The sequence below is a fragment of the Pseudomonas sp. SDO524_S393 genome, assembly GCF_054071875.1.
On record NZ_JBSVVZ010000076.1, the window covers coordinates 1 to 16,581 of the forward strand.

Here is a 16,581-nt window from a genome sequence, read left to right on the forward strand (position 1 = left end):
GTGTTTCAGATGCAGCGTGTCGATGCCATCGCGGGCAAGCCCGGCTCCCACAGGAGAGTGTTTTTGCTTTGGAACTACACACCCCACCGCGGGATGTGGTGGCTGCCCATGGAAATGCACACGTTCTTGATCTCGGCAAACACTTCGAAGCTGTACTGGCCGCCCTCGCGCCCGGTGCCGGAGCCTTTTACCCCGCCGAATGGCTGGCGCAGGTCGCGCACGTTCTGGCTGTTGATAAATACCATGCCGGCTTCGATTCCGCGCGCCAGACGATGGGCCTTGCCGATGTCCTGGGTCCAGATGTAGGAGGCCAGGCCGTATTCGGTGTCGTTGGCCAGTTGCAGGGCCTCGGCTTCGTCCTTGAACGGGATCAGGCACACCACCGGGCCGAAGATTTCTTCCTGGGCGATGCGCATCTTGTTGTTCACATCGGCAAACACTGTCGGCTGGATGAACTGGCCACGGCTCAGGTGCGCCGGCAGATTGGCCGGGCGTTCCAGGCCACCGGCGAGCAGGGTGGCGCCTTCTTCCAGGCCGATCTTGATGTAGCCGGTGACCTTGTCGTAATGGGCCTGGGTGATCATCGAGCCGACCTGGGTTTTCGGGTCTTGCGGGTCACCGACGATCAAGCGTTTGGCGCGCGCCGCAAATTCGGCGACGAACTGCGGGTACACGCTTTCCTGGATAAAGATCCGGCTGCCGGCGGTGCAGCGTTCGCCGTTCAGGGAAAAGATGGTGAACAGGGCGGCGTCGAGGGCACGTTCGAGGTCGGCATCCTCGAAGATCAGCACCGGCGATTTGCCGCCCAGCTCCATGGAGTACTTTTTCAGGCCGGCGGTCTGCATGATCTTCTTGCCGGTGGCGGTGCCGCCGGTAAAGGAAATCGCCCGCACGTCCGGGTGGCGCACCAGCGCATCGCCGGCGGTGGCGCCGTAGCCCTGGATCACGTTGAGCACGCCGTTGGGAATCCCGGCTTCCACCGCCAGGCGCCCCAGTTCATTGGCGGTCAGCGGCGACAGTTCCGACATCTTCAACACCGCCGTATTGCCCAGGGCCAGGCACGGCGCGGTCTTCCAGGTGGCGGTCATGAACGGCACGTTCCACGGCGACACCAACCCGCACACACCCACCGGCTGGTACAGGGTGTAGTTGAGCATCTGGTCGTCCACCGGGTAACTGTGGCCGTCCATGCGCGTGCAGACTTCGGCGAAGAAATCGAAGTTGTGGGATGCGCGGGGGATCAGCACGTTTTTGGTCTGGTGGATCGGCAAGCCGGTGTCGAGGGTTTCCAGTTCGGCCAGGCGTGGCACGTTCTGTTCGATCAGCTCACCGAGCTTGCGCATCAGGCGCGCACGCTCCCTGGCCGGGGTGTTGGCCCACTTGGGGAATGCTTCTTTTGCCGCGGCGACCGCCTGGGCGACTTCTTGCGCGCCGCCGCTGGCCACTTCGCCAATGGCCTCGCCGGTAGCCGGGTTGTAATTGACGAATACGTCTTTGCTCTCGACCTCACGGCCATCGATCCAGTGTTTGATCATGCTGCTTACGCCTCTTTCCGGGCGGAGAAAAAGTCCGCCTCGCTGACAATTCGGTTGACCAGGCGGCCCACGCCTTCGACTTCCACCACCACTTCATCGCCGGGCACCACGTCGGCCAGGCCCTCGGGCGTGCCGGTGGCGATCATGTCGCCGGGTTGCAGGGTCATGAAGCTCGACAGGTATTCGATGAGGTAGGGGATATCGAAAATCATGTCGCGGGTGCTGCCTGCCTGGCGCAGCTCACCGTTGATCCAGGTGCGCAGGGTGAGGTTGGCCGGGTCCGGCACGTCGGCCACGTCGACGATCCACGGGCCGACCGGGGTGGTGGCGTCGCGGTTTTTCACGCGCAGGTTGGGGCGGTAGTAGTTTTCCAGGTAGTCGCGGATCGCGTAGTCGTTGCACACCGTGTAGCCGGCCAGATAGTCCAGGGCGTCGGCGCGCTTGACGTTGCGCGCAGTCTTGCCGATGACTGCCACCAGCTCGCACTCGTAGTGCATGTAGGCGACGTTGTCCGGGCGCCAGGTGACCTGGCGGTGGCCGGTGTAGGTGCCCACGGACTTGATGAAGGCCAGCGGCTCGGTCGGTGGCGTGAAGGCCAGTTCGGCGGCGTGGTCGGCGTAGTTCAAGCCCAGGGCGAACATGCTGCCGGTGGCCGGTGGCAGCCACTCGACCTGGTCCTCGGCGAGCAGGCGGCCGTCGCTCAGGCGCACGGCGTTGTCGGCCTCGACCGTCACGGCGTGGATTTCATTTTCATAGCGGATGCGGGCGTGTTTCATGCCGGGGTCTCCGCTTGGATCTGATTGGTCAGGCGACCTACGCCGCTGATCTCCACTTCAACCCTGTCGCCCGGCACTACATCCACGCGGCCTTCGGGCGTGCCGGTGATCAGCACGTCGCCAGGGTGCAGGGTCATGAACTCGCTGATTTCGGCGATCAACTGCGGGATGTCTCGCACCCAATTCGCGGTGGAGTTTTCCTGGCGCAGTTCACCGTTGACCCACAGTTTCAGGCTCAACTGATTGGCGTTTGCCACCTGATCGCGTGGAACCAGTTGCGGCCCCAGCGCGCAGAACCCATCGCGGCATTTGGCTTTGACGGCAGGGCGGTAGTAGCTGTCTTCCGGCAGGCTGAATTCGTTGACCACCACATAGCCGGCCACATGTTTCATGGCGGTGTCCGCGCTGACACGGCTCGCGCGCTGGCCGATCACCACGCCCAGCGCCGGGCCGGGTTGCAGGCGCTCGCCCTGCGGTTGCAACACCACGCCACCGTGTTCGTTGCGGGTATTCGGCGTCTTGATGAACAGCACCGGCTTGCTCGGCGGCTTCTGGTAGGGCGCCTGCTGGAAGGCGGCGAGATGCTGGTCAAGCAGGCCCTGGTAGTTCAGCGCGACGCCGAACAGGGTGCCGCTGGCAAGATCATGCAGGGTACGGCTCATGCGTTTCTCCTGACGGTGGGACGACTGCCGGGGCAGTTCGTTAATGTGTTAACGTTATAATTAATATGTTAACTACCGTCAAGCGTGGCAAAATCCTCCGGCATTCAAATAACAACAAGGGGGCAGCGTGAAGCCGATTCCCAATATCAACATCGGACAGGTCTACGACCAGCGCTACAGCGACGCCGAGGTGCATTACGACAAGCTTGGCAACCTGGCGGGTTTTTTCGGGCGCAACATGCCCGTGCACCGGCATGACCGGTTCTTCCAGGTGCATTACGTGAAGAGCGGCGCGGTGCGGGTGTATCTGGATGACCGCCAGTTCGTGGAGTCGGGACCGATGTTTTTCCTCACGCCACCCACGGTGCCCCACGCGTTTGTCACTGAAGCCGATGCGGATGGGCATGTGCTGACGGTGCGCCAGCAATTGGTGTGGGCCTTGATCGACGCCGATCCCAGCCTGGCCTCCGGCGCCGCATGCGTGGCGCTCGGGTCACAGGCTCAGGCGCTCGATCCGTTGTTCGATGCGCTGTGCGACGAAATCAACGCCGAACGGGCAGGGCGCGCCGCCGCCCTGGACAGCCTCACGCGGGTGATCATGATTCGCCTGCTGCGGCTGTGCGCGCACTCGCTGCCATCGCGCCCGACCCGCCACGAAGACCTGCGCATCTTCCATCGTTTCAACGAAATGATCGAAGCCCACTACCTGGAACACTGGCCGCTGGCGCGCTATGCCGAGGGGATTGGGGTGACCGGGGCACGGCTCAACGAAGTCTGCCGACGCATGGCCGACCTGCCGTCCAAGCGCCTGATCCTCGAACGGGTGATGCAGGAGGCCAAGCGCCTGTTGCTGTTCACCGGCAGCTCGGCGAACGAAATCTGCTACCAACTGGGCTTCAAGGACCCGGCGTATTTCAGCCGCTTTTTCCTGCGTTATGCGCAGGTGACGCCGGGGGAGTATCGACTGCGGCAGTCGGGCTTGGGTTGATCGCCAATCAGCCGTTGTCTCGTACGGTTTGAAAATCCGACGTGCTGTTACCTTGGGGGAATAACACATATCAGAAATGTTCCCTCGCATTTATTTGCCCGTGAAGTCTGTTGATACAAGACAGGTATCAACGAGCAGGAACCTCTGGACTTTCGCAACCACTGATTAATCGCAATGGTGCCTATCGTTAGTGTGTTGTTGTTTATAAAATATTAATAATTTTTGGTCTAGGTTATATGCTGGGTTCATTAGCGCAACACAATAATTTACTGAATGCTCGAACGTTTTCGGCGGATTCTTTAGTGGGTGCGAGCAATACGCATACGAATCGCATCACCGATATGCCGCGTGCTGAAGGGCGAACGGATCCATATCCTGCGCCGTGGGCGAATGATGTTGTTGAGTCTCCGGGAGATAGGGGGGAGGCGAGTCTTTTCCTTGAAAAGCTGTTGAGTACATTAAAGAGTATTCTTGAAGCATTATCCTCCCCTCGGCAGTCTGTGCCCGGTGAAAGGTCAACGAATGCATTATCATCCTCAGTAACCGTCAAGCCTGTGATACCGGCTTCCACAGGTCCCGGGAATGACCTGTCAGATGTACCCGAAACGGTCACCGAAGCGGTCTCTCCGGATGAAGACGAACTTGATCCCTTTGATGAACTTATTCCGGTTGATGGCACCCCGAGTGAAGAAGCTGTCAAGCCACTTGAATATGCACTTGATCCCTTTGATGACTTTATGAGACCGCTTGGTCCGCATCGGGGAGCAGGTATCAGTTTGATTGATTATGAACGCAAGCGCATAGGCAGTAGGGCAGTGGAGTTTGACGTGGCTGACTTACCGCTTTCAAATAAACCTAAAGGTGAGAAACCGAGCGATATGAAGCATGGCCTTGTTGCCATCCACATACCTTTCCCATGGCTGGGAAAGGACAAGCGCACGCCGTATGTGGAAGTTATAAAGATGGCCATGGAGAAATTCGGTCAAAGTGCAGAGAGTGTTTTTGATGAGGTGACAGCAACGGCGACGGGTTACAACGTCACGATGAAAGATGGATTTAAATTGCACATTACCAACAAGGAATTACGACTGGCCCGAAAGGCCAGCAGGTTTGGAGGTGCAGATGAGGGAATGTTGGGGGATGCTTATTTCATGTTCGGTGTAATGTGCAAGCGCCAGCAAATCAATCAAAATGATTACGCTGCCGGTGTAAAAAATCGTGAAGCTGAACTTGAAAGGCAATACCCTGATATCCCTGTTTATAGTCGGATAACGTCCCTTGATTATCTTGGCGTGTTGAGGAAAAGTTACGGGTTAGACAAGCCACGAGATCGTCTAGTCGGCTTGCTGGGATTGGGTGGGCATATGACCGAGGAAGAGATAAAGGCTGGAAAGTATGAGCCTTATGTCCATCAGCATGCAGGTGCCGGTATGAATGCGAGGGGCGAAGCCGTTGAGGTGGCTCCCTATTCCGGGCTGGGATTGTCTATCGACGATAAAGCCAGGCTCAACGCTTAAGGCTGATCTGATTAGTATTTGTCGATAAATAATAAAGTAGAAAGGTTGTCATGACAGTGTTCTCCGTTAAAGATGCATTATCCAGCGCTCATTACGACGTCAGGCCGTCGGAAGTTGAAACGTTGACTGCGCATAAATCATTAGCGCCAGTGCGCGCCGCGATTGCTACATCAAGACAAGGCAGTCTTCGGGCTCTTCCTGATGACCCTTCCCATTTATTCACGAGGCTTGGCAGCCTGGTTACGACATTGAGCGCTCTGGTCTCACGTTTAAACGATACGTCTGAACGCGGCGTGACTGTCGATAAAGAGAGCCGAGGGGCAACCCTTCCTCCGGTCACTCCCGCGAATTCAAGTCCCATAGCCACTATTCCGTCAGCCCTTGTTGAAGGAAATACTTCTGATTTCAAGGAACTACTGTTTCCTGCGGCCAATAGCGATGCCCGAACAGATAAGCTGGAGAATAACGATATATGGGGCGGGTTTAAGCAAGGTCCAACAGATAATTGCGTGACGGTAGCTGCTATAAAGGCGGCCATGGCCAAGTTTGGAACAAATCCCCGGGATATTTATAAAGAAGTCATCAGTGTGGGGGAAGGTTTTAAAGTGACGATGAGGGACGGTTTCCCCTTGATGATAACTAATGAAGAATTGGAAGAGGCTAAATATGGTGCTGGTTTTGAAACGGGTAATGATAAAGGCCGAATTTTTCTAAGTGCAGTATTTTTATTTGCAGTGAGTGCAAAGCGCGCTCAAATGGAAGACAACGATGGCATTGGCCATCACGGTTTTGAGACGGCCATGGGGACTTTGAATGATGGTGAAAGTGCCGGCGAGGGCCTGCTTCGTCTTGGGCTCAAAAATCACATGGTTAAAACTAATGTCAGGGAACTCATGCAGGGCGCGATTGGCACGATCGCAACTGATTCACATGATATGGCTGTGGTGGATGGTTATTTGGAGTCTTATGGCGTTAGAGGACGACTGACAAAGGGGCTGCATTGGAAGCGCGGAGTCAAGCTTGTATAGCGCTTTTCCAACGACGGACTGACCGGCAAAATAGATTGAATAGAGAATATTATATGGATGTTTCCAGAACGAACTCAGGTATCTCCGGAGGATGGGGCAGTGCGCAGCTTACCTCCATTGGGTTGCGTACAGAGGTGCCGGAAAAACTTGAAGAAATAAACGGTCGCGCTCTTCATGAGCTTGCAGCGTTGGTTGATGAACTCCGGGTGTTGTTGGAGAAGTTTTCACCGCCGCTGATGAAGTCCAGTTTCGGTACTTATGTAACGGGTGCGCGTCAGCCGTTGAAGCCGGCAGCGGTAAATCCCAAGACACTCTCTAATCTGCAGTACAATAATTATTCTGAATATCCACTGCTTAAGTCAGATAAAGGAGATATGGGATTTATCGCTGGTGGGCCTGATGCTGCTGGTGTAAAACCCACTGATATTTTTACTGATTTCACCCAGGGCGGTCAGGGGCATTGCGCTGCGGTAGCCGCTATCAAGGCCGCGATGATGAGGTTTGGGCATAGCCCGTATGGCATATATAAGAACATTGAGGCCGTCGCCGATGGTTTCAATATTGTGATGCGCGATGGCTTCTCTCTTCACGTGACTCACGGCGAAATAAGGCATGCAACTACCATTGCCGACTTTAGGTGTGGTTCGCCGAACGATGTATTGACGAATGCCAATTTTTTATTTGCGGTGACCGCCAAGCGAGTGCAGAAAGAACGCCTTTTTTTCGATAGTTTCACGACCTTTGAAGAGTGCGTTGGCTCGCTAAATTCAGGGGGCCATCCCGGTGACATTTTACGTCGCATGGGATTGGGTACTCGTATCGTGGGTGCATCGATGAAAGACCTCAGGAATGGGGCGATAGGCACTTTATGGACGCTGGGTCATGTCGGTGTGGTTGCAGGTGGTTACTTGGATCATTACGGCAAGGTCAAACTTACTGATACTAATAGAGGCATCGCCGGTAACATCGGTATTAAATTGATTTAATGCCATTCGTTAACGAGTCGTGATGTAACCAGTGCCGTCCCAGGCGCCACCCAACGCCGTGTACAGGTTCACTTCCGCCACCAACTGCGCCAACCGGTCGACGATCAGCGCCTGCTGCGAGCTGAACAATGTCCGCTGGGCATCGAGGAACGTCAGGTTGCTGTCCACGCCGCTGCGGTAACGGTGTTGCGCCAGGTTGTAATAAGTCTGGTTGGCGGCGACGAAGTCCCGTTGGGCATTGAGCTGGTCGGTGAAGGTCTGGCGCGCAGCGAGGCCGTTGGCGACTTCCTGGAAGGCGGTCTGGATGGATTTTTCGTAGTTGGCCACCGAGATGTCTTTTTGCAGCTTGGCGTAATCGAGACTGGCGCGCAGGCTGCCGGCGTTGAAGATCGGCAGGTTGATCTGCGGCTGGAAGGTCCAGGTGCCGGCACCGCCCTTGAACAGACCGGACAATTCGGTGCTGGTGCTGCCCGCGTTGGCGGTCAGGCTCACCGACGGAAAGAACGCGGCCCGCGCCGCGCCGATATTGGCGTTGGCGGCCCGCAACTGGTATTCGGCCTGGAGGATATCCGGGCGCCGTTGCAGCAGGTCGGAGGGCAAGCCGGCGGGCACGCGGGCCACCAGGTCGTCGGCCAGTGCGCGCGACGGCAGATTCTCGTCCACCGGGCCGCCGACCAACAGGGCCAGGCTGTTCAGGTCCTGGGCCACTTGGCGTTCGTAACGCGCCACGCTGGCGCGGGTGCTTTCGACGCTGGTGCGGGCTTGCACCACGTCCAGCGCCGAGGCCTTGCCGGCGTTTTTGCTGCCTTGGGTCAGGCGCAGGCTGTGGTCGTTGGCGTCCAGGGTCTGGCGGGCCAGGACCAGCAGTTCCTGGTCGGCGCGCCAGGTCAGGTAGGCATTGGCGACGTTGGCCACCAGGCTCAGTTGCGCACTGCGCCGGGCCTCTTCGGTGCCGAGGTAGTTGAGCATCGCCTGTTCGCTGAGGCTGCGCACGCGGCCGAACAGGTCCAGCTCATAGGCGCTGATACCCAGGGTCGCGGAATAACTGGAAGTGATCGCCGATTGTCCGGTGCCGGTCACACTGCCCGGCAGCCGCTGGCGTTTGCCGGCCCCGGTGGCGGAGACCGCCGGAAACAGGTCCGCGCGCTGGATACGGTACTGCGCCTGGAACGCCTCGACGTTCAACACCGCCACCCGCAGGTCGCGGTTATTCAGCAGGGCCTCGCCGATCAACTGACGCAGCGCCGGGTCGTGAAACAGCACTGCCCAGTCGCTGCCCGCATCCAGGCTGCCGGATTGCGCCAGGCGGTACACGCCGTCTTGGGGGTACTGGGCCGGCGTCGGTGCGGCGGGACGCTGGTAGTCGGGGATCAGCGAGCAGCCGCCGAGCATCCAGGCCACCCCTAAGGTGGTGAGCATCCGTGTGTTCATCAGGCGCCGACCATCCATTTGGCCAGGCCGTGGCGGCCACTCACGCCCAGCTTGGCGGCGGCACGCTTGAGGTAGGTTTCGATCGAGCTGTTTTTCACGCTGAGTTTTTCCGCCATTTGCGGCACGGTGCCGCCGGTCAACAGGCCCAGGCAGACTTCCTGCTCACGGGCCGAAAGGGTGATGTCGCCCAACGATAGGCGCTTGTAGAACTCACGCTGCAATTGCGACTGCTCCAGCAGCGTGTGGGCCGGTTCGACAGCGTCCTGTGGCGCCTGGCGCAACAATTGTGCATGGCGCTCGATCAGCGGCAGCAGGGTGTCCGACAGGCTTTTGAGAAACGACAGTTCTGCCAGGGAGAACCCGCGCTGGGTCGGGGGCCGGTACAGGGAAATCACGCAGCGCCGGTTGGCCTGACGTGACACCAGGTTGCACTGGTGCGAGCTGCCACGGGGGTGGGCGCTGTTGGGCTTGGCCTTCATCTGGATCAGCAACGGGTCTTGCATGCCGAGCATTTCGCGCAGCAGCGGGTGGTCGTGCGCCGGGTGCAGGGTCAGGGGCGCCAGGTCCTGTTTCTGGCCGGCGCTGCCCAGCAGCTTGATATCGAGCACGCGGTCGCGGGCTTCGTCCAGGGTCCATTCACTGAGGTCCACCAGGTGAATCGGCACCCATTTGTCCACCAGGTGCAGCATGGTCGAGGCAAAGTCTTCGTGGCCGCTGTTTGAAATCAACTCGCCCATTTCAGCGTAAAAATGTGGGCTTTCCGTGTTGCCAATGCTGCGCTTAAGACTCATAGCCATCTCATCCTTGATGTCGAAAACCGTCCTCCTTGAACGCAGGTCGGCGATCGAGAATTTATTTAGCCATAGGAATTTGTCCTACGTATGTAGCGGAAACGAGGGACACAACCTGCCATAAAAACAACGTCATTAAATCGACGTTTCTGACAATAAAATCAGCGTACGAAAAGTCGCACATCTGCTTTAGAGTTTTTTAACTATCTGTTTTTAAAAGATTAAAAATTAATCTGGCGGTTTTTGTGAAAAATCGACAGCGGCAAGATATAGCCAATTTCCTACAGCTATTTAATCGTTTCAGCACTGAACCCTCAGCCAAGCCCGCACCGGTGTCCCGGATGTCCGGGTTTCGGGTGTCAGACGCGTCCTGGCGCGCATGCTCAAATCCGGCAATTTCGTCGTCATGGGCTAGCCTGCCTGGTCAGTGCTCCCCCCATAAGAAGGATCTTATGAAGCTTTTTCCCCACTCCGCCCCGGGCGACGCTGTCGCGAAACAGGAAGCTTCCCTTCAGCCGGAAAGCTTGCCGCTCACTGCCGCCCAACAGGACATCTGGCTCGACCAACTGCGCCAGGGCACTTCACCGCTCTACAACATCGGCGGCTACGTCGACTTTGCCGGCGCGGTCGTGCCCGAACTGATCAGCCAGGCCGTCGAGCGGCTGGTGGCCAAGCACGATGCATTGCGCACCCAGTTGTTCAGCGATATCGACGGGATGCCGCGCCAGCGGTTCGCCCCGACGCTGACGGTGCAGGTGCCGCTGCATGACGTTTCCTCCGACGCCGACCCGCAGGCCGCCTGCCAGGCGTTGATGCAGGCCCGGATGGCCCGGCCCTATGCGATGGAGGGCGAGCCGTTGTTCCGGTTTTTCCTGGTCAGGCTCGACGAGCAGCACTACCGCCTGGGCACCCAGGCCCACCACCTGATCCTCGACGGCTGGGGTTTCGGCCAGATGCTGCAATCCCTGGCGCGCCTGTACAGCGCTCTGGAGCAGGGCCGTCAACCCGAGGCGGTGGCACCGTCGTATCTCGACTTCATTCACGCCGACCAGCGTTACCATGCGTCGGCCCGTTATGCCCGTGACCGTGCCTATTGGCTGGATAAATACCAGGTGCTGCCGGAGCCATTGCTGACCGCACGCCACACCGCGCAACCGGCCTCGGCACCCAGTGCCACGCTGGCGCAACCTTTTGCGGTGTCATTGCTTGACCGCATGGAGCAAGTGGCCAACCGTTACCAGGCCTCTGCGTTCCATGTGCTGCTGGCGGCGATGTATGTGTACTTCACCCGCACCACTCAACGCGATGAATGGGTGGTCGGGCTGCCGATCCTCAACCGTTCCAACGCCGGGTTTCGCTCCACCGTCGGCCTGTTCACCCAGGTCAGTTCGGTGCGCCTGCAATTTGACCGGCAACTGCCGTTCAGCGCCGTGGTACGTGGCGTGCGTGATCAGCTCAAGCAGGATTTCCGTCATCAGCGTTTCCCCTTGAGCGAAATGAACCGCGAGCTGGGCCTGCGGCGTGCGGATCGCGCGCAGCTGTTCGACCTGTCGGTGTCGTTCGAGCAGGACGACCATGACCTGCGCTTTGGCCAGGTTCAGGCGCGGGCGATCAAGGTGTCCAACCATCACGAGCCGTTGCCGCTGGCTATCCACCTGCGCAGCAACCGCTATCAGGACACGGCCTGCCTGCATTGCGTGTACAACCAGGCGTATTTCCGGCAGGACGAGGTGCAGGCGCTGGTGCAGCGTCTTACCTGGCTGCTGGAGCAAGGGGTGGAAAACACCGCGCTGAAGGTGCAGGAGCTGTCGCTGATCACCCCGGAAGAAGACGCGCAGTTGCAACGCTGGAACGCCACGACTCAGGCTTATGGTGCGCCGAAAACCCTGCACGAACGCATCGAGGCCCAGGCTGCCCGCACACCCGAGGCCGTGGCTGCGCTGTACCAGGGCCGTTCACTGAGCTATGCCCAGCTCAACCAGCAGGCCAATGCCCTGGCCCATCAGTTGCTCGAGCGCGGGGTCAAGCCGGATGACCGGGTGGCGATCGTGGCCCGACGCGGGCTGGACACCCTGGTGGGGCTGCTCGCGGTACTCAAATCGGGGGCCTGCTACGTGCCGGTGGACCCGGCCCATCCCGCCGAGCGCCTGCACTACCTGCTGCACGACAGCGCCCCCGTGGTGGTGCTGACCCAGCATGACCTATTGCCGCGCCTGCCCGCGCTGGACGTTCCGGTGATCCAGCTCGACCGGCCCACCTTCCACCTGGGCACCAACCCGCGCGTGGCGGTCAGCCCGTCGAACCTGGCGTATGTGATCTACACCTCCGGCTCCACCGGTTTGCCCAAGGGCGTCATGGTCGAGCATCACACGGTGTCGAACCTGGTGGACTGGCATTGCCAGGCCTTCGACCTGCACGCCGGCAGCCACACCGCCAGCGTTGCCGGCTTCGGCTTTGATGCGATGGCGTGGGAAGTCTGGCCGGCGCTCTGCGTGGGCGCGACCCTGCATCTGCCACCGGCCCGCGACGGTGCCGAAGATATCGACGCGCTGCTGGACTGGTGGCGCGCGCAGCCGCTGGACGTGTGCTTCCTGCCTACGCCGGTCGCCGAATACGCCTTCAGCCAGGGCCTGCCACACCCGACCCTGCGTACCTTGCTGATCGGCGGCGATCGCCTGCGTTCCTTCGCCCAGGCGCAGGGGTTCGCGGTGATCAATAACTACGGCCCCACCGAAGCCACGGTGGTCGCCACTTCCGGGCGTGTCGAGGTCGGTCGGCCGCTGCATATCGGCGGGCCCGTCGCCAATGCCACGGTGTACTTGCTGGATGAACAACAGCGCCGCGTGCCCATCGGCGTGGCGGGGGAGTTATACGTCGGTGGCAAGGGTGTGGCGCGGGGCTACCTGAACCGTCCTGAACTGACCGCCGAGCGTTTTTTCGACGACCCGTTCAACGAAGGCCGCATGTACCGCACCGGCGACCTGGCGCGCTGGCTGCCCGACGGCAACCTGGAGTACCTGGGGCGCAACGACGACCAGGTCAAGATCCGTGGCGTGCGCATCGAGCTGGGGGAGATCGAATCTGCCCTGGCCGGGCATCCGGCGGTGCAGGAGGCTGTGGTGCAGTTTCGCGACGGGCAACTGCTGGCCTGGTTCGTACCGCGCGAGGCGGTGGCCATCGAAGCACTGCGCGCCCATCTGCAAGCATCGTTGCCGGACTACATGCTACCGGCGGCCTATGTGACGCTGGACACGCTGCCGCTGACCGCCAACGGCAAGCTTGATCGCAAGGCCCTGCCGGCACCTACCCAGGAGGCCTTTATCACCCGTGAATTCGAGGCGCCGCACGCCGGCGTGGAGACTACCCTGGCGCAGCTTTGGGCCGAGCTGTTGCAGGTGCAGCACGTCGGGCGACAGGACCACTTCTTCGAGCTGGGCGGGCATTCGCTGCTGGCGGTGCAACTGGTGCAACGCATGCGCCAGGCCGGCTTGCACGCGGATGTGCAGGTACTGTTCGGCCAGCCGACCCTGGCGGCGCTGGCGGCGGCGAGCGAATACGCCGAAGTGGATGTCACCGACCTCGACGAACCGGACGCTGCCAGCCTGGCGCGCATCGTCGCAACCATTCCGGGCGGGGCGGCGAACGTGCAGGACATCTACCCCCTGGCACCCTTGCAGGAAGGCTTGCTCTATCACCACATCACCGACGCGCAGGACCCGTATCAGCAGCAGGCGCTGTTCAGCTTTGCCGGCCGCGAGCAACTGGACGCCTTCGCCCAGGCCCTGCAACAGGTGATCGACCGTCACGATATCCTGCGCACCAGCCTGGTCTGGGATGCCCTGGAACAACCGATGCAAGTGGTATGGCGCCATGCGCCGTTGCCGGTCCAGCCCATGGGCGAAACCTGCCCGCCACTGGATCTGCGCCAGGCACCGCTGATGGCCCTGGACTATGCCGAACAGCCGCAACACGCGCGCTGGGTTGCGCGGTTGCGCTTCCATCACCTGGTCAACGACGCCACCTCCACCACGATTCTGATGCAGGAAATCCGCGCCCATCTGCTTGGCCGGCAGGCTTTGCTGCCGGCGCCGGTGCCGTATCGCAACGTGGTGGCGCAGGCCCGCTCACCGGCCCGGCAAGTGGCGCACGAGGCGTTCTTCCGCGAGCGACTGGGGGATGTCGACGAGCCGACCCTGGCCTTCGGTTTGCAGGAGCGTCAGGCGGACCGGGCGCAGACCGAAGAGGTCGAGCGGGCGCTCAACGACAACCTCAATCAACGCCTGCGTAGCCAGGTGCGGGGCCTGGGCGTCAGCCTCGCCAGCCTGTTGCACCTGGCCTGGGCCCAGGTGCTGAGCCGCGTATCGGGCCGCAATGACGTGGTGTTCGGCACCGTCCTGCTCGGACGTTTGCAGGCGGGCGAGGGCGCCGACCGCGCTCTGGGCATGTTCATCAACACCTTGCCGCTGCGCCTGCGCCTGGCCGGGCAGAGCGTGACGGAGGCGCTCAGCGATACCCATCTGCAACTCAGTGCGTTGCTTGCCCATGAACAAGCGTCCCTGGCGTTGGCCCAGCGTTGCAGCGCGGCATCGCCGCTGTTCAACAGCCTGCTCAACTACCGGCATACGGATGCCGAGCGCGACCTGAACCTGATCCCGGGCATCGCCTTGCTCAGCAGCGAAGACATCCTCAGCTACCCGCTGATGCTCACCGTGGACGACATCGGCAGCGGCCTGCGCCTCAAGGCCAAGGCACCGTGCAAGGTCGGCGCCGAGCGCCTGCTGGACTACCTCGAAACCGTACTGGTGCACCTGGCGGACGCGCTGGAACAGGCCCCGCAAACACCGCTGCATGACGTGCAGGTGCTACCGGCCAGCGAGCTGCAAACCCTGTTGGTGGAGCGCAACGATACCGTCATCGACTACCCCGACACCCTGACCGTGCAGGCGCTGTTCGAAGCCCATGCACGGCACACGCCCCATGCCGTGGCCGTGCAGGCCGGAGAACGGCAACTGACCTATTGCCAGCTCAACGAGCGTGCCAACCAGTTGGCCTACTACCTGCGTGAACGCGGTGTGCAGCCGGACACTCGGGTGGCGCTGTGCGTCGAGCGCGGGCTGGACCTGGTGGTGGGCCTGCTGGCCATCCTCAAGGCGGGTGGTGCCTACGTGCCGCTGGACCCGGGCTACCCGCGCGAGCGCCTGGCCTACATGCTGGAAGACAGCCAGCCGGTCGCGCTGCTGGTGCACGCCGCCACCCGCGATGTACCGGGGGAGGTGTCGATTCCGGTGATCGACTTCGACCACTGCGCCTGGAGCCAGGCGCCGACCGGCAACCCGCGGGTGCCGGGGCTCAGTGTCGCCAACCTGGCCTACGTGATGTACACCTCGGGTTCCACCGGCACGCCCAAGGGTGTGATGATCGAGCACCGTGGCCTGGGCAACCTGATGCACTGGGGCTCGCAACTGTGCCCGAACGCCGAAGGCGGCGCGCTGTTGCAGCGCGCGCCGTTCAGCTTCGACGGCTCGGTATGGGAACTGTTCTGGCCGCTCGCCAACGGCATGCGCCTGGTACTGGCGCGGCCCGATGGTCATCGCGAACCGGCCTACCTGGCCCAGGTGATTCGCGAGCAGCAGATCAGCGTGATCAAGTTCGTGCCGGCGATGTTGCAGCAGTTCCTCGAACTGGACGAGTCGGCGCTGTGCACCAGCCTCACCGATGTACTGTGCGGCGGTGGTGAACTTACCGAAGCCCTGGCCCGTGGCGTGCAGGCGCGCTTGCCGAACGTGCGCTTGCATAACGTCTACGGCCCCACCGAAGCCACGGTGGACAGCAGCGCCTGGACCCTGGAGCCTGGCGCGCCGGTGCCTGCGCTGCAACTGCCGATCGGTCGGGCGATCAACAACACGCGCCTGTACGTGCTGGACGAACACGACCGCCCCGTGCCGACGGGCGTCAGTGGCCAACTGCATATCGGCGGGGTTGGTGTGGCCCGGGGTTATCTGGGGTTGGCGCAGATGACGGCCGAGCGTTTTATCGACAGCCCGTTCGTGCCCGGGGACCGGTTGTATCGTACCGGCGACCTGGTGCGGTACTTGCCGGATGGCAACCTGGAGTTCCTCGGGCGCAACGACTTCCAGGTCAAGCTGCGGGGGGTGCGCCTGGAGCTGGGCGAGATCGAGTCCCGTTTGGCCGAGCATCCGGCGTTGCGCGAAGTGGCGGTGCTGATCCGCGATGAGCGCCTGGTGGCTTACTTCACGGTGCGTGGGCAAGCGCCGGGCCTGGAAGCCTTGCGCGCCCATGTGCTGGCGCAGTTACCGGAATACATGGTGCCGGCTGCCTTCGTGCAACTGGAGGTACTGCCCCTCAACCCTGCCGGCAAACTCGACCGCAAGGCCCTGCCGGAGCCGGGGTTGGAGGCGGTGGTCAGCCGGTCGTATGAAGCCCCGGTGGGCGAGGTGGAAACGCTGATGGCGGGTATCTGGGCCGAGGTCCTGAAACTGGAACGGGTCGGGCGGCACGACCATTTCTTCGAACTGGGCGGGCACTCCCTGCTGGCGGTGAACCTGGTGGCGCGCCTGCGCAAGGCCGGCCTGGAAGTGGACGCCCGCACCCTGTTCAGCCAGCCGACCCTGGCCCAACTGGCTACCTGCACCGTGACCCAGGTGCAGCGCGTGGAAGTCCCTCAGAGCGCCATCCCCCAACTCAACCGGCGACGCCGGATCTGACCCTTGCGGAGTGCTTGAACTGCTCACCACAGCGAGTAATTCAGTCGGGCATCTTCTTAAGGATCAAACGCGCTTTTTTTGTGGTGAGCGGGCTTGTCCCGCGCTGGTCTGCGCAGCAGACCCAAAACCCTTCGATGCGGTG

The 16,581-nt window shown here is 61.0% G+C and carries 10 protein-coding genes; 5 read left to right on the plus strand and 5 right to left on the minus strand.

Going from position 1 to position 16,581, the window contains the following annotated elements; translation table 11 throughout:
- Nucleotides 1-74: 74 nt before the first annotated feature.
- From hpaE to ACW9IB_RS25165, 3 genes are read right to left on the minus strand one after another with little or no spacing between them, the layout of a single operon-like run.
- Nucleotides 75-1,535 carry a 5-carboxymethyl-2-hydroxymuconate semialdehyde dehydrogenase gene (gene hpaE, locus ACW9IB_RS25155; RefSeq protein WP_457415907.1) on the minus strand — a complete coding sequence of 487 codons (1,461 nt, stop codon included), beginning with the start codon at nt 1,533-1,535 and terminating at the stop codon, nt 75-77.
- Nucleotides 1,536-1,540: 5 nt separating this feature from the next.
- Entirely contained in the window at nt 1,541-2,311 is a 771-nt protein-coding gene (locus ACW9IB_RS25160) for a fumarylacetoacetate hydrolase family protein (RefSeq protein ID WP_457368316.1), read from the minus strand.
- A complete protein-coding gene (locus ACW9IB_RS25165; protein WP_457415908.1) occupies nt 2,308-2,973 on the minus strand; it encodes a fumarylacetoacetate hydrolase family protein in 666 nt (221 codons plus the stop codon). The genes ACW9IB_RS25160 and ACW9IB_RS25165 overlap by 4 nt, the downstream gene beginning before the upstream one ends.
- 127 nt (nt 2,974-3,100) lie before the next feature.
- Here ACW9IB_RS25165 and hpaA point away from each other — a divergent pair, with 127 nt between their 5' ends.
- The 4 genes from hpaA (at nt 3,101) to ACW9IB_RS25185 (ending at nt 7,492) form a co-directional block, all read left to right on the plus strand.
- A complete protein-coding gene (hpaA, locus tag ACW9IB_RS25170) occupies nt 3,101-3,961 on the plus strand; it encodes a 4-hydroxyphenylacetate catabolism regulatory protein HpaA (RefSeq protein WP_457415909.1) in 861 nt (286 codons plus the stop codon).
- 236 nt (nt 3,962-4,197) lie between these two features.
- A complete protein-coding gene (locus tag ACW9IB_RS25175) occupies nt 4,198-5,478 on the plus strand; it encodes a hypothetical protein (RefSeq protein ID WP_457415910.1) in 1,281 nt (426 codons plus the stop codon).
- 50 nt (nt 5,479-5,528) lie between these two features.
- Nucleotides 5,529-6,506, plus strand: a complete 978-nt coding sequence (locus tag ACW9IB_RS25180; RefSeq protein WP_457415911.1) for a hypothetical protein — start codon at nt 5,529-5,531, stop codon at nt 6,504-6,506.
- Nucleotides 6,507-6,559: 53 nt separating this feature from the next.
- Nucleotides 6,560-7,492, plus strand: a complete 933-nt coding sequence (locus ACW9IB_RS25185; protein WP_457415912.1) for a hypothetical protein — start codon at nt 6,560-6,562, stop codon at nt 7,490-7,492.
- A 9-nt stretch (nt 7,493-7,501) separates the two neighbouring features.
- Here ACW9IB_RS25185 and ACW9IB_RS25190 read toward each other — a convergent pair whose 3' ends face one another.
- Nucleotides 7,502-8,923: an efflux transporter outer membrane subunit gene (locus ACW9IB_RS25190; protein WP_457415913.1), complete on the minus strand. Its 1,422-nt coding sequence runs from the start codon at nt 8,921-8,923 to the stop codon at nt 7,502-7,504.
- Nucleotides 8,923-9,714, minus strand: a complete 792-nt coding sequence (locus ACW9IB_RS25195; RefSeq protein WP_457368323.1) for a helix-turn-helix transcriptional regulator — start codon at nt 9,712-9,714, stop codon at nt 8,923-8,925. The genes ACW9IB_RS25190 and ACW9IB_RS25195 overlap by 1 nt, the downstream gene beginning before the upstream one ends.
- A gap of 452 nt (nt 9,715-10,166) precedes the next feature.
- Between ACW9IB_RS25195 and ACW9IB_RS25200 the strand changes: the two genes are divergently transcribed.
- On the plus strand, nt 10,167-16,439 hold the full coding sequence (locus ACW9IB_RS25200; protein ID WP_457415914.1) for an amino acid adenylation domain-containing protein: 6,273 nt from the start codon (nt 10,167-10,169) through the stop codon (nt 16,437-16,439).
- Nucleotides 16,440-16,581 lie beyond the last annotated feature (142 nt).